Source organism: Adhaeribacter arboris (assembly GCF_003023845.1).
GTDB lineage: Bacteria > Bacteroidota > Bacteroidia > Cytophagales > Hymenobacteraceae > Adhaeribacter > Adhaeribacter arboris.
In genome coordinates this window covers 4,715,684-4,732,332 of the sequence record NZ_PYFT01000001.1, presented here as the reverse complement: position 1 = coordinate 4,732,332, position 16,649 = coordinate 4,715,684, and the positions used below count along the sequence as shown (strand labels likewise).

1 protein-coding gene is annotated in these 16,649 nt (G+C 46.1%); it reads left to right on the top strand.

Translation table 11 applies throughout. The annotated features are described in order from the left end of the window. Positions 1-167: 167 nt before the first annotated feature. Positions 168-16,508, top strand: coding sequence for a malectin domain-containing carbohydrate-binding protein (locus AHMF7605_RS19165; RefSeq protein ID WP_106931651.1), 16,341 nt, complete (start codon positions 168-170; stop codon positions 16,506-16,508). Positions 16,509-16,649: the final 141 nt, after the last annotated feature.

Below are 16,649 nucleotides of genomic sequence, written 5' to 3'. Positions count from 1 at the left end.
ACTTTTGGTACTTACCTAAGATTCTTTTGCCCTAATATTTCAAAATCACCATTAAAATCCGGCTTACATCTCTAATGGATTCCATTAAAGATGAGGCAAACAACTAATAAAAAACAATAACATCAATCTAAAACAACCGATTAACATCTACCACTAAAAAATCAAAAATGGAGAAGAAATACAACTCCCCTTATTGGCAAGGTAGCTTACTAGCACGTTCGTGGCCTATTTTAATTCTAATAGGTCTAGTAGTAAGTCTACAAACGTATGCTTTCAGCTATATGCAGGATGCCGGCCTTTTTACCTGGCTAAGGAAAGATCTCTTAAAGAGCGATCTATTTACTTTAACCTCACCTGTAGAGCTTTTGCCTACTGCCCTGAAGCAGGCCGAAAAGGATTCTAAGCTTAAGGTAAACCCTGTTCGCAAAAGGAGCGATAAAAACAATTTAATTCCTTTATACACCGAAGAAGCCGCTGTGGCGGATGAGGTGGCTTTGCCCTTTAACCTGACATTTGATGGCACCGAAGGAGGTTTAGCCGATAAGACCGGAACTGCTGGTACTGGTTTTACAATGGTAGATCCTTATTCGGGTACCCGTAGCTCAGCAGATGGCACTCCAAGCGATGCTAACCGGCCAAGTTATGAGCCTTCTAAATTAACGGTAACCAATGGCAAGTTGAGTATTGTTGCCAATAAAGGTATTGCGTTTAACACCAACAATAACCAAATCAACGCTCTAGGAGTAGCCATTCCTTCAATGGGTAAGCTTACTTTAGAAACAACCCTGATCAACCCTTACAACGGGCCAAACTCAGAACAAGGAGGTTTGTGGTTTGGAATAAACGACAAGAATTACTTTAAACTGTCTGTTACCGGTAACAAAATAGAAATGCGCCGGGAAGCGGCAGATGTCTCTAACACTACGGCTTCTAGCGATTTAACAAACCCGGATTTGCGGGTAACTACTGTTATATCCGGATTAAACGCGCAAACCGTACGGTTACGGATGGTGGTAGATTTACTAAATGGTAAGCTAGAAGGATTTTATTCTACGGATGGTATTACTTACCTGAACGCGGGAGCGCGTTATACCACTACTACTAACCCCTCGTACATAAACATTGCCAGCATGGAATTCTCCGGCAAAGCAACTTATGGCGGGGTTTATAGTACTTACCGGAACGCCACCTTTACTTCTCCTGCTGTTCCGCCTACTTATACTTTCGATAATTTCTCGGTTAGCAGAGAGGCAATTCAACTTCCATTGGTAACTGCTCCCTACCAAATCAATGCCGGCGGTATTCAGCGGACTGTGGGTGCGGATGTTTTTAATGCTGACACCTACTATGCCCTTATTCCCGGAGAAGTTAGTGCAGTAAGCTTCGGCATGACGGGTGTTCCCGTTCCTGATTTATATCATGAGCGGCGTTTTGGCGTTAATCTAGGCTATAAAATTCCGATAGCTGCTGGTAAATACACCGTGAAATTACACATGGTAGAAAATTTTCATACTGCTGCTAACAATAGAGTGTTTGATGTTGCCATTGAAGGAAACAATGTTATAGATGATTTAGATTTATACGTTGCCGGCGGCAATAAAAACAAAGTAATTGTTACCCGTACTTTTGATGTAGACGTAACCGATGATGCGCTAAACATAGATTTCGCTGCGTCTAAAGATAAAGCCATCATTAATGCAATTGAAATTTTACCTGCCGCAGTAAACACGCCGCCGGTATTTGCCAGTTCTAGTTATTCCTTCAATAAAGATGAGAACGCCAGCGTTGGCACCGAAGTAGGAACAGTATCGGCTACGGATGCGGACAATCATGCGTTAACCTACAGCATTACTGCCGGCAACGAAGCCGGTAAATTTGCTATTAACCCCTCTTCCGGAATTATTACTTTGGCCGGCGGATTAGATTTTGCTATTACTCCAGCTTACACCTTAACGGTGCAGGCAACGGATAATGGTTCGCCCGTACAATCTACTACGATTCCGGTAACCATTACCGTAAACGATGTGGTACCAGCCAACGTGGCTCCGGTTGTGGCTAATACTATCAGCAATAAAACGGCAACCGTGGGTACTGCTTTCTCTTTTGAAGTGCCCGCTGCCACTTTCTCCGATGCGGATAATGACCCACTCACTTTAACGGCTACTCTCGCAAATGGCGATGCGCTACCCTCTTGGTTAACTTTTAACGGTAGTTTGTTTAGTGGCACCCCAGAAAGTGCGGCAGATTATACCCTAAAATTAAGTGCCAGCGACGGCAAAGCTTCGGTTAGCACTGAATTTAGCTTATCTGTAGAAGCAGCGGCTCCGGTAAACCAGGCACCCGTATTTGCAAGTGCCGCCTATTCATTTAATCAGGTTAGAAGCACGCCCGTTAATGCCCTTATAGGCACCGTAAAAGCTATTGATGCTCCGGAACAAACCGTTTCTTATAGCATTACAGCCGGGAATGACGCGGCTAAATTTGCCATTGATGCAGTTAGTGGTGAAATAAAATTAGCTGCCAGTTTGATGGATGTTTCTGCTCCAGCCTACACGTTAACGGTGCAAGCCACCGATAATGGTTCGCCCGCACTGTCTGCTACTACCCAGGTAACTATTACCATAAACGAGGAAGTACCCGGAAACGCTGCTCCCACAGTGGCGAATGCTATTGGCAATAAAAACGCTACCGTAGGTACTGCCTTCTCACTGGAAGTTCCTGCAAATACTTTTACAGACACTGATAATGATGCCTTAATGCTAACCGCTACTTTAGCTGATGGCAACGCTTTACCTACTTGGTTAAGCTTTAACGGTAGTGTATTTAACGGTACTCCCGAAACCGCAACTACTTATTCGATTAAAGTAACTGCCAACGATGGTCAAGTATCTGTTAGTACCGAGTTTAATTTATCTGTAGAAGCAGTAACGCCCGTTAATCAAGCCCCGGTATTTGCCAGTTCTAGTTATTCCTTCAATAAAGATGAGAACGCCAGCGTTGGCACCGAAGTAGGAACAGTATCGGCTACGGATGCGGACAATCATGCGTTAACCTACAGCATTACTGCCGGCAACGAAGCCGGTAAGTTTGCTATTAACCCCTCTTCCGGAATTATTACTTTGGCCGGCGGATTAGATTTTGCTATTACTCCAGCTTACACCTTAACGGTGCAGGCAACGGATAATGGTTCGCCCGTACAATCTACTACGGTTCCGGTAACCATTACCGTAAACGATGTGGTACCAGCCAACGTGGCTCCGGTTGTGGCTAATACTATCAGCAATAAAACGGCAACCGTGGGTACTGCTTTCTCTTTTGAAGTGCCCGCTACCACTTTCTCCGATGCGGATAATGACCCACTCACTTTAACGGCTACTCTCGCAAATGGCAATGTTCTCCCTTCTTGGTTAACTTTTAGCACAACAGCTAAAACGTTTACCGGAACACCGGTTAGTGCGTCCAGTTATGTGATTAAGTTAACAGCAAGTGATAGTAAAGCTACTGTAAGTACTGAATTTAATATAGCCGTTGAAGCGGCTCCGGTAGTAGGCTGCCCGCCTAATAGTACTTTACCATGCAACCAAATTGCCGCTACTTTGCCTTTTAATTTAACTTTCAACGGCAACGAAGGCGGATTAGTTGACAAAAGCGGCAAAGGAACCGGCTTTACTATGGCCGATGCTTATACCGGCACCCGGGTAAACACCGATGGAACTGCCTCTTCTGCCATCAGAGGATATGAGCCGGCCCAGTTAACCGTAGCAAACGACAAACTTGCTCTTGTAACGAATAAAGGTATTGCTATTGTAGGCAACAATAACCAGCTAAATAGCTTAGGTGTAGCATTTAATGCTAGTGCCGGCCGGTTTATTCTGGAAACTACAATGGTTAATCCTTTCCGGGGCAGTAACGATGAACAAGCTGGCTTGTGGTACGGATTAAATGATAAAACCTTTGTCCGGTTAGCTATTAATAACAACCGGGTAGTATTACGTAAGGAATTCAACGATCAATCTCCTATCACTTCGGACCTGACGGATCCAAGCCGCCGCAACACTAGTGTAATTAGTGGCTTAGACAGACAAACCGTACATCTACGGATGGTGGTTGATCCAATCGCCAACACCGTAGAAGCGTATTATTCTGTTAATGGAACCACCTACGTTAACGTGGGCGATGGATACCCGGTAAAAAGCTTAAGCATTGAAGGCATGGGCTTAACGGGCAGCAATGTTTACGCTGGAATTTTTGGTACTCATCGGAATGGAGCTAGTTCAGTTACTTATACTTTTGATAATTTCTCGATCAAGCCGCAAACCACTCCAGTTAACCAAGCTCCAGTAGTAGCCACAGTTATTGAAAATAGAAACACTCCGGTAGGAAGCAGTTTCTCCTTCGCTGTACCAGCCACTACTTTTACCGACGCCGATGGCGATGGCCTAACGCTGACTGCTACCTTAACGGATGGCAGTGCCTTACCAGCCTGGTTAACTTTTAATGCTGCAACTAAAACGTTTAGTGGTACCCCCATAAGCGCCGCAGTTTACCCCATTAAAGTAAGCGCGAGCGATGGACAGGCAACCACCAGTACAGAGTTTACTCTTACCGTAAATACCGTTAATGCCGCACCAATAGTAGTATCTGCGCCGGAAACTCAAACCATTACGGCTGGTCAGATCTTCTCTTTCATAACTGGATCTTTCTCCGATCCAAACGTTGGAGATGTGCTTAGCTATACTGCTTCTTTAGCAAATGGCAGTGCCTTACCAAGCTGGCTACAGTTTAATGCCAATACGCAAACTTTTAGCGGCACTGCTCCGGCCACTGCTACTAGTGTTGCTATTCGCCTGACCGCTACCGATAAAGCGCTTGCCGCAATAAGTGTATCATTTACTATTAACGTAGAAGATGCTCCCGTTGTAGTACCTTGCTCGCCTATCAGCACCTTGCCTTGCGAACAGATTAATGTACCTGTGCCATTTGTCCTTAACTTTGACGGCACCGAAGGTGGTTTAACTGATAAGAATAATGTAGCAACTGGCTTTACAATGGTAGATGCTCACACGGGTACTCGCCTGACAGCAGATGGCACATCATCTACCGCAGTAACAGGTTTTGAACCATCTAAGTTAACAGTAGCTAATGGCAGATTAAGCATCCAAACCAATAAAGGCATTTCCTTCCTGGCTAATAATAATCAGGTAAATACTTTAGGGGTGGGAGTTCTGGCTACCGGAAAAATCACTCTCGAAACAACCATCATTAATCCTTACAACGGCACTTTATCAGAACAAGCTGGCTTGTGGTTAGGTTTGAACGATAAAACCTTCGTAAAACTGGCCGTATCGGGCAATAAAGTAGAAATGCGGAAGGAATTAAACGATATTTCTTCTACCGATGCCGTAAATAATGGCCTGAACAACCCTGATCAGCGTATATTACTAAATGCTGTTACCGGACTGAACAACCAAACTTTGCGTTTGCGTTTGGTAGTAGATTTAGTTAATAACAGATTAGAAGGATTCTACTCTACCGATGGCATTACTTACCTGAATGTAGGAGCACGTTATGCTACTGCAGCTATTGATATTGCTAATTTGGCTTTGGCCGGAAAAGTAACGTATGCCGGTATTTATGCTACGCATCGTAATGCCACCACGCCAGTTACCTTTACCTTCGAGAATTTCTCTTTAACTTCCGATAATTCTGCTGGTAAGGTATTAGCTTTTGCGCCAAATGCACTAGATTTTACCGCTACTCAAGGACAAGCTGTTGCCTCTAAACTAACAGTTTTATCCGCGAGTGAAGGCACTCCGGCAGTTACTTTCAGTAGCACCCCGGCTAGCTGGTTAACCTTGCCCACTGCTAGTTTAGGTAATATTGCTTTTGGAGCTAATAATTTTAGTTCTACTCTGGCTCCTGGTATCTACGAGGCCACTGTAACAGCAACCGCCGAAGGATATCAGCCCGCTACTCTATTGATTAATTTAACGATTAATGCTCCTGTTGTAGCGCAGGAAATCAAAGTAAACTTCCAGGATCCGGCCACGGTACCACCTACCGGCTGGGTAAAAGATTACGGTCAGCCTTTTGGCTTAAGAACAGGCGCTAATCAAGGTACCAACCTAGAGTACGGCTGGAAAAAACGCGCCGATGGCACTCCGCTGGATTTATCAGTAGGCGGAACTACGCCAGGAAATGGTCGTAAACGTACCACTCCTGCCGATGTGCTGCAAGCTACGTTAATGCACATGCAGGCCAACACGATTGAAGGCACCTTTAACGGTACCAAGACTGAAGGTTATTGGGAAATTAAAGTTCCGAATGGTACGTATGATGTTACGGTCTCGGCCGGTGATTCTGACCCGGGAACCGTACCAGAAAGTCATACCTTGAACGTAGAGGGTTTTAATGCTTTCTCTAACTTTGTTCCTACCGGAACATCCGGAACAGCTACTCGCTTTAAATCAGCAAAAGTACGGGTAACGGTAGCCGATGGCCTCTTAACTATTAATGCCGATGGCGGTATCAACACCAAAATCAACTCTGCTTTAATTACTCCGATTAGTGTAGCTCCTTATTTGATCTGGTCGGCAAGTGATCATAGCTTAGTTATTGAAAGAGGAACCACTGAGACTAACAAAACCTTCTCGTTGGATTTAGGCAACTCTGCCGATCTGGACAATCTGCCTATTTCTTTAACAGCTACTTATGGAGCGGGAGCCACCAATTGGTTAAGCTTCGATGCTACCCATAACAGCAGCGAACCGAACGTAACCTTTGATTATACCGCCGCTAAATCGCTCGCGGTAGGCACCTATACGGCTACTATTACGGCAGCTACCTCTGGGTATACCAGCGCTAGCACGATGATTCAGGTTACTGTTTTAGCTCCTGGCAGCAATCAGCCTTACGTTATTTCTTCTACGCCGGCTAATGGAGCCGTTAATGTTAGTGTAAATACCGCCAGCATTGCTGCCAATAGTTTGTATGTACCAGAAGTAGCTGGTTTTAAAGGTGGGGTAGACAATTCTACGTTAACGGTAAATACGGTTAAGCTGTTAAAAGTGAGCGGCACTACTACCACCGAAATTCAAGGGGTGGTACAAGGCACGGGTGGCGGTGATGCCATCAGCTTCTCCCCAGCCTTTGCCTTAGAGCCAAATACCAAGTACCGGTTTGTAGTTACTAATCAGGTTAAATCGCACAGCGGCGCGGCGTTCCTGCCTTACGAAGCAAACTTTACAACGGGTGGTACCACCACCGGAACTCCGAACCCAGTGGCGGCAGAATTTGCTCCAAAACAGGTTATTCCGGGAACAGTAGGTAAAAAATATACCTGCTTAACGTTTGGTCCAGATGGTAAATTCTATGCTTTGCGTTTAGACGGGGTTATTGAGCGCTTTACCGTAGATCATACAACCGGCATGCTGTCGGGAGTGGTAGAAATTAAATCGTTAACCAACAAGTACGGCTTACGTTCTTCGGTAGGTTTAACTTTTGCGCCTAATGCAACGGCTACTAACCTAATTGCTTACGTGTCACATTGTAGTGCGGGTCTTACCAACGCGCCGGAATTTGATGGTAACATTTCCCGCCTGAGTGGTCCGGATTTAGGAACCGAAGAATTAATTTTAACCAAATTGCCACGTTCTAAAGCGGATCACCTGGTAAATAGTATTGCTTTTGGCCCAGATGGCGCCTTGTATTTCAACCAGGGTAGCTTGAGCTCCATGGGAAGCTACGATGGCACCTGGCAACGGGATGAAAGTTTATTGTCAGCTACGGTATTGCGTTTAGATTTAAATAAGTTAACTGGCCTGACGTTGCCTTTGGATGTACGGACAACGGCTAATCAAGCTTTAATCAATAACGCGCCTGCGGATAATATTCGTTTCTCCGATGGTACTTATAACCCTTATGCTACTAATTCGCCTTTAACAATTTATGCTTCAGGCGTTCGCAATGCAGTTGACCTGGTGTGGCATTCTAATGGTCAGTTGTATGTACCAGCCAACGGTTCGGCCGCTGGTGGAAACTCTCCTGCTTCCGTAGCGGGTACGCGCCGGCCAAATGGAACCTTCTATAATGGACCAGTTGTACCGGCCACTACCGGAATTAAAGTGCAGAACGACTGGTTATTCCGTATTAATCCGCTGAAACCAGTAGGTTTCTATGGCCATCCTAACCCACTTCGGGGCGAGTATGTAGCTAACCGGGGCTATCTGGATAATCCGAAATATGCCACTACTCAAGGTCCAGACGTTAATTACCGCGGAGCAGCTTACAACTTTGAGTTGAACAAATCGCCTAACGGAGCCATTGAATACAAGAGCAACGCATTCGGTGGCGCTTTAAAAGGCAGATTATTAGTGTGTCGGTTCAGCGGCGGCAGTGATATTATCGTGTTGGAACCAGGTTCTATGGCGAAAGACCCATCTGTTAATTCCGCCGATAGCGATGATAAAATATACGACATTATCGGAGCGCAAACAGGTTCCGGTACCGACGGCATCACAGGCCTATCCGGATTTACCAATCCGCTGGATATAACCGAAGATGTGGAAACCGGTAATTTATACCTAATTGAGTATAACTGGAACAATATCAGCGGTAAAACCGCCCAAATTGTATTACTAAAAGCTACTGCTCCTTCGGCGCAAGTTGGTATCGCCAACGTAAGCCCAAGTGAAATAGTGGATAATGATGTGGTAGGCGGGGCTGCCGGTAAAAACCATACCATTACCATTGCAAACACCGGGAACAGCAACTTAACTGTAACGGGCATTACTCTCGATGGGGTAGACAAAGGTCAGTTCCAATTAGTAGGCGCTCCTACTCCAAGTGTAAATGCTCCGGTTACCATTTCCCGCGGTAGCGCTATAACCTTTAATGTGGCATTTAACCCAACCACCACCGGAGTTAAGACCGCCAGCTTATTAGTAAACAGCACTAATAACCCGGTGAAAGAAGTGAAGATAAGCGGTTTAGGAACGGTCGGTTTATCTGGCACCAACGAACCATCTTTACAAGCAGTGCTGGATGTACATGGTATAAAAGTAAACGTAGGAGACGATAATAAGTCTACTAACATTATTCACAGTACCAACTTCAAAGCACCTTTGTTAGGGGAAGAAGTAGCTATTCAGGCTTTCCAACGGGCAACAGACGGCCTTGTAACTATTGAGCCTTTGTCTGTATTCGGACCGCAGGATGCGGGTGGTATTGTAGCAGGTTTTGGCTGGTATACTACCGGTGATGCCAACGCGAAGAATGAACTATTCACGGTAGATAACAATAACTATCAAACTGTAGACGTACAAACAAACGGATCACTTTCTTTTGACCCGGGTGTTGCCTCGTTTGGTTTCTATTCCCGCTGGCCGTTCTTTGCTAACCGCCACTTGTACAGCGAAGATGCTTTGAATAACTTTACGGGTGCTGTACCGCATCATGTTCGCGTGTATCCGCTGAAAGATGCCGAAGGAACAGTAATTGAGAATGCGTACGTGATAGCTACCGAAGAGCATGTAAGCGGCTTTGACTACCAGGATGTGGTAGTAATTGTGCGCAACGTGAAACCTTTTGGACAAGTTGTGGCAAAAGAACTTTCCTTCTCCAGCCAATCCTTAGCGTTCAATTATACGCCAGGTACTACTACTGCGCCGCAGACAGTAACTCTTTCTGCCAGCAGCGGCACGCCAGCTTTAACTATAACTAAATCAGCAAACAGCTCTTGGTTAACTTTACCAACTGCTGCTCTTGGTTCCTTAACTTTTGGTATCAACGAAGCCGGATTACTCCCTGGCACCTACAATGCTACAGTTACGGTATCCGCTGACGGTTATAACAGTGCCACTCTCCCGGTAACTTTACAGGTAAATAGCCCAGTCGCATCGGCTACAATTGCGGTAAGCAATGCAGAACTGGTGTTCGATGCGCTTAAAAATACCACAGTAACCAAACGCCTGACTATTACCAATACCGGTACCAGCACCCTTAACTTGGGTACTATTACTATTGGCGGGGTAAATGCGAGCAATTTTGCCGTGCAGACCTTGACCATGGAAAACGAGCCAACCGGCAACTCCCTGGCCCCGGATGAAACGAAGACTTTGCAAGTAGCATTTGCTCCCGGCAACTTAAGTGTAGTGAGTACTTTTAATGCGGCCTTAACAATTAACAGCAATGCCGTTAACGCACCAGCCCTTAACGTTGGTTTATATGCCATGTCGTTGAATGGTTACGAAGGCAATAACGAACCCCCTTTACAAACGGTAGTAAATACCTTAGGATATAACATTAACGTGGGCTGGAATACTTTAGCCGGCGGCATTCAAACTACCCTGAAGGGAGAAGAGGTTGCTGTACAGCTATTCGAAAAAGCCGGTGAAGGTCAGGTAACGATTACTCCGGTAGCCCGTTATTCGCCCAATCAAGAATTACCGTTCGGGTATTACACTAAAAATAACAATACTCCGGTACGTTCATCTGTAGGCACCCTATCCGGTGTATTTGGGCAACATAATGCTTTATACCCACAGATTGTGGCTGGCTCCGATCAGTTCAATCCAGCAACTGCTGCCTTTGGTATTTACGTAGTTGGTTTAGAAAACCGCCTTTCTTACACCGAAGATCAGCTGAATGCCAGTGGTCCGGCCGTACACGCAGTACGTACTTATCCTTTGAAAAACCGTCAGGGCGAACTGGTACCTAACAGTTACCTGGTCTGCTTCGAAGATGCCTCTAACGGCGACTACCAGGATTACATGTTCGTTCTGAAAAATGTAGTAGCTGCCGGAACTCGTAAAACATTGGCTTTCAACTCGGCGAGTGTGGATTTTATTGCTCCGGTAGGTGGTACTGTTGCCGCGAAAACCGCGAGCTTAGCCGCTAACAATGGTACGCCAACTAGCATTAACTTAACTAAATCAGCTAACAGCAACTGGTTAATAATGCCAAATCCAGCTTTAGGAAACTTGACCTTCGGGGTAAATACCAACGGCCTAACCGCCGGCGTATACACCGCGACAGTTACAGCAACAGCTCCTGGCTTTACTAACGCCGTTATGACGATTAACTTACGTTTAACAGATGTTAGCGCCAACGCCGTTAAAGTAAACTTCCAGTTAGCTACCTCTGCTACTCCTGCCGGCTATACCGCCGATACAGGTTTACCTTACAATGACACCCGCGGGTTTGGTTGGGTAAATCCAACTACGAAAGAGCCAAAAGATCATACGGAAAGCATGCGCGAACGTACCTCTGCCAATGCGGATGTTCGCCTGAAAACCTTAGCCTTAATGCAAGGCTCCGCCCCGCAAACCCCGGGTACCTGGGAATTAAAGGTGGCGAATGGCCAGTACAATGTAACAGTTGGAGCCGGTGATAACGATTTTATTGACAGTAACCACCGCATTAATGTGGAAGGAGTAACAGCTATCAATAATTTCGTACCTACTGCTCAAGTACATCACCAAATAGTTACCACTACTGTGAACGTAACGGATGGTAAACTTACTATTGATGCTACGGGTGGTACCAACACCAAAATTACCTTTGTGATTGTAGATCCGGCAACGGCTGAAGGCGATTTCTTACCACCTGTTGCTTCCGTACAATTAAAAGGTACTTTACAAACACCAGGTGTATACCGGAACCAGGTAATTGCTACTGTTACTGCTTCGGATGCCGGAGGTTCTAATTTAGCGCAAGTATTATATAGCCTCAATAACGAACCGTTTAAGGAGTACTACGCACCAGTTTTAGTAAATACGGCGGGAACTTACACTTTGCGAGCGAAAGCTATCGATGGCAATAAAAATGAGATTACTACGAATCCCGTTTTATTTACCATTGTTCAGCCAGAGTTAAGTAACGCCAACATGATAGTGGAGAACTTGGATAAATTCCCGGCTAACGATCATCTGGTAGCATCTCTGATTCAGACACCTTGGCGGAGAACCAACGAAGATGGTACATTTACGCCTTACAACCGGAATCATGATGTGGTTAGAATGCGAATTAGCAACAAAGGCACCGGCGCACTTACCATAAACGGTTTAACCTTATCTAACCCAAGCGGCTGGAAAGTAACCAAGGTAAATAATGTAGACTACGATGCCACTACTGCTGCTCCTATTTCGGTTAACGCCGGCAGCTCCGTAGAAGTTAGCGTTCAGTTTATCGCCCAATTTACTTCCGGCCGGATCAGAATTCTAAATGATACCCTGCAAATTGCTTCGAACGATGACCTGAATCCGAAAAAGAAAATTGTATTGCACGGTATGTGGCAAGCCAAAGGAGAAGGTAGTAACGAACCGCATGCACAAGAAATCATTCAGGCATTCGGCTTTAAAACGAAAGTAGGTTTTAACACCAACGATGGTACCAATACAGGTAATAGTCTGGTTTTAAATTCCGACGAAATCCTTTCTTCTTTCTTTACCCGAGCAGATGCCAGTAAACCGGTGTATGTCGTGCAAATGGGAGCTTATCATGGCTGCTGCGCCGCAACTGAATCCTTCCAGTATTACGTGAAAGGTTCTACCAGCAACGCTACCGTGTTTACGCATCATCCGTTAGATGGACAATCTTTGCTACCGTTAAGAAATGGCACAGCCGGAACTTTAGCAGATGGCACTTTTAACCCGACTGGTAGCTTTGGATTTAAAGTGAGTGGCTCTTATTCTGACCGCACCCGCAACTCCGAAGGCAAGATTGGTATGCGTGTTTGGAAAGCCGTAGATGCCAACGGTAACATTATTCCGAATGCTTATATAATTGGCCACGATTACATTGGTAACCCGGATGTAACCAACTACGACTATCAGGACAATGTTTTCTACGTGAGTAACATTAAACCAGAAGCTGGTTCTTTAAACTACTCGGAGTTAGTTGCTGCTCCTTCGGCAGTTGATTTTGGCTCCCGGCAAATTGGGGCAACTATCAACCGCACCATTGAACTGAAGAATCTGGGACAAACGTATGCCAATGGCACTACTGATCCGGACATTACCATCAAGAGCCTGGAAATAGTGGGCACTAACCTGAATGAGTTTACCGTTGCCGCACCAGTTGCAACTACCATTGCTCCTCAGGGAACCCTTAACCTTTCCGTAGCTTTCCGGTCGAACAGCCAAGGAATTAAGAATGCCGCTTTACTGGTGCATTACAACAATGGCTTATCGCCGCTCCGGATTCCGCTGTACGGCATTGCCGATGATAATTGCAACGTGATTACCGCTGTGAAACGCATAAAAGGTGGCGCAGATGCCAATGTTACCATTAACGGTAAGGTATGGGAAGCAGATAAAGCTTACCGCCTGGGATCTGTACAATTAGACAAGCCTGCTGCTACCCCAATTGCGGGTACCGATGAAGATGCCTTGTACCAGACTTACTTGTCAGCGGCCGCTGATTTAGCCGAAACACGCTATTCAGTGCCCGTAGCAAATGGCAATTATATGGTGCGGATGCACTTTGTAGAGAATTTCTTTACTACCGAAGGTTCCCGGGTATTTAGTATTAACCTGGAAAACCAAAACCGTCAATCAAACTTCGATATCTTCCGGGAAGTTGGCTATAAAGCCGCTCTGGTAAAAGATTTCGCGGTGAGCATAACTGATGGGAAACTGGATGTGAGATTTAATCCAACTGCAAACCGCGTAGCATTAGCCGGTATGGAAATCTTCGCTGCCTCTGCCAACCCGAACGCGGTTACTCTAACGCAACAAGCAGTAGTAGGGGCAGAATGTGGTTTAACGAATGGTTCTATCACCTTTGGTGTAACTAACTCTACGGCTGGTTCTTACTTGTACAAAATGGGACCAAATGGTAGCTACCAAACTTCGCCGGTATTTGCTAATCTTGCCTCAGGTTCTTATACTTTCTATGTAAAAGAAAATGTAACCGGTGGCTGCGAAACCGCTCAGGTGTTTACCATCCCAGAACGCAATAACTTAGCCTTTACGGTTACTGCTCCTGTTATGACGTGTGCCGCAACATCTGGTACAGCTACAGTGAGTAATATAACCGGTGGCACAGGTAATTACACGATTACTTGGAGTACTACTCCCGTACAAACCGGTGCTACTGCTACTAACCTTCAGCCGGGTGTGTATACCGTAACAGTGTTAGATGCCTCAGGTTGCAGCAAAACGCAACAGGTAACCGTAACCCGTGAACAGAATTGTCCTGTAGTAAGCGGAATTCGCCTCAATGCGGGTGGCACAGCCTTCTTAGCTTCGGGTAACCGGCCGTTCAGCGCCGACCAATACTTCGGAGGAACAGCCGGTACTTCGTCTATCGCCAGCGGTGATATTCTGAACACGACCGATGATGAGCTGTATCGGAACGAACGTTCAGCCGCTTCGTTTACCTACAGCATACCCGTGCAGAATGGGCAAGTAAACGTTGTGCTGCACTTTGCCGAAATCTGGTTTACGGGTGAGACGGGTCGTGGCCTAGCGGGTACTGGTCGCCGGATGTTTAACGTCGATGTAGAAGGCAGCCGCAAGCTGACCAACTACGACATCTTCGCTAGAGCCGGTGGTGCCCTGCGGCCAGTGTTGGAAACTATTCCGGTAACGGTAACTGATGGTGTGTTGAACATCAACTTTACCACGGGAACAGCCAACCAGCCTACCATCTCGGCCATTGAAGTACTGCCAGTAACACCGACCAACGTAGCGCCAGTATTGGCAGCCATTGGCAACAAAACGGTAACCGTGAACCAAGCCTTAACTTTCACGGCTACGGCTACCGATGCCAACACCAACCAAACGAAAGCTTACTCTTTAGTAGGACAACCAACTGGCGCCACTATCAACGCTTCTACCGGCGTATTCACCTGGACACCAACCACGGCCGGAACTTACACCTTCACGGTGCGAGTAACCGATAATGGTACGCCGGTAATGACCGATGACGAGCAGATTACCGTAACCGTGAACAATGTGGTAACGGCAAACGCAATCCGCCTCAATGCGGGTGGCACAGCCTTCTTAGCTTCGGGTAACCGGCCGTTCAGCGCCGACCAATACTTCGGAGGAACAGCCGGTACTTCGTCTATCGCCAGCGGTGATATTCTGAACACGACCGATGATGAGCTGTATCGGAACGAACGTTCAGCCGCTTCGTTTACCTACAGCATACCCGTGCAGAATGGGCAAGTAAACGTTGTGCTGCACTTTGCCGAAATCTGGTTTACGGGTGAGACGGGTCGTGGCCTAGCGGGTACTGGTCGCCGGATGTTTAACGTCGATGTAGAAGGCAGCCGCAAGCTGACCAACTACGACATCTTCGCTAGAGCCGGTGGTGCCCTGCGGCCAGTGTTGGAAACTATTCCGGTAACGGTAACTGATGGTGTGTTGAACATCAACTTTACCACGGGAACAGCCAACCAGCCTACCATCTCGGCCATTGAAGTACTGCCAGTAACACCGACCAACGTAGCGCCAGTATTGGCAGCCATTGGCAACAAAACGGTAACCGTGAACCAAGCCTTAACTTTCACGGCTACGGCTACCGATGCCAACACCAACCAAACGAAAGCTTACTCTTTAGTAGGACAACCAACTGGCGCCACTATCAACGCTTCTACCGGCGTATTCACCTGGACACCAACCACGGCCGGAACTTACACCTTCACGGTGCGAGTAACCGATAATGGTACGCCGGTAATGACCGATGACGAGCAGATTACCGTAACCGTGAACAATGTGGTAACGGCAAACGCAATCCGCCTCAATGCGGGTGGTACAGCCTTCTTAGCTTCGGGTAACCGGCCGTTCAGCGCTGACCAATACTTCGGAGGAACGAACCGGACCTACTCAATTGCCACTGGTGATATCTTGAATACCACGGATGATGTGATGTATCGGAATGAACGTTCAGCCGCTTCGTTTAACTACAGCATTCCGGTAACAAATGGAACCTTCAATGTTGTGCTACATTTTGTTGAGGTTTATCACACTGCTACTGGTCGCCGCCAGTTCAACGTAGATGTGGAAGGCAGCCGCAAACTGACCAACTATGATGTCTTTGCTAGAGCGGGAGGTGCCATGCGTTTAGTTCAGGAAACTATTCCAGTAACGGTAACTGATGGTGTGCTGACTATCAACTTCACTTCCGGGGCTGCGGATATGCCGTCAGTATCAGCGATTGAAGTGCTGCCGCAAACAGCTACAGCCGCTAGAATCAATGTTGGCACTTTGAGTAAAAATAGTGTTACCGAAGAGGTTAAAATTGCTCTTACAGTTTATCCGAATCCAAACCCTGGTGATCAGGTAAATCTGGAAGCAAGTCAATTCAAAGCGAACGAAGAAGTAACTATTCAGGTATACGATGTACAGGGAAGTGTTATTCAATCTAAATTAGCTGTTACGGATACCAACGGTACCATCCATACCAACCTGGCCTTTACGAATAGATTAAGTCCGGGAGTATACATGATCGTGGTAAGTTCTAAAACTACTAAAGCTACTACCCGCTTAATAGTTCGATAGAATAACCTAACTAATTTATTTTCTAACAAAAAGAGCTGCCAAATGGCAGCTCTTTTTGTTAGAAAATAATGTAAATGAATCTAAATGGATGTCTGATAAAGGCTACTATCTGTTTAGTAATTTCACAAAGCTTGTCTAAAA

Bases quoted from the DNA above. Each gene is read 5' to 3' on its own strand.
- AHMF7605_RS19165 (WP_106931651.1), top strand. From the start codon at position 168: ATGGAGAAGAAATACAACTCCCCTTATTGGCAAGGTAGCTTACTAGCA.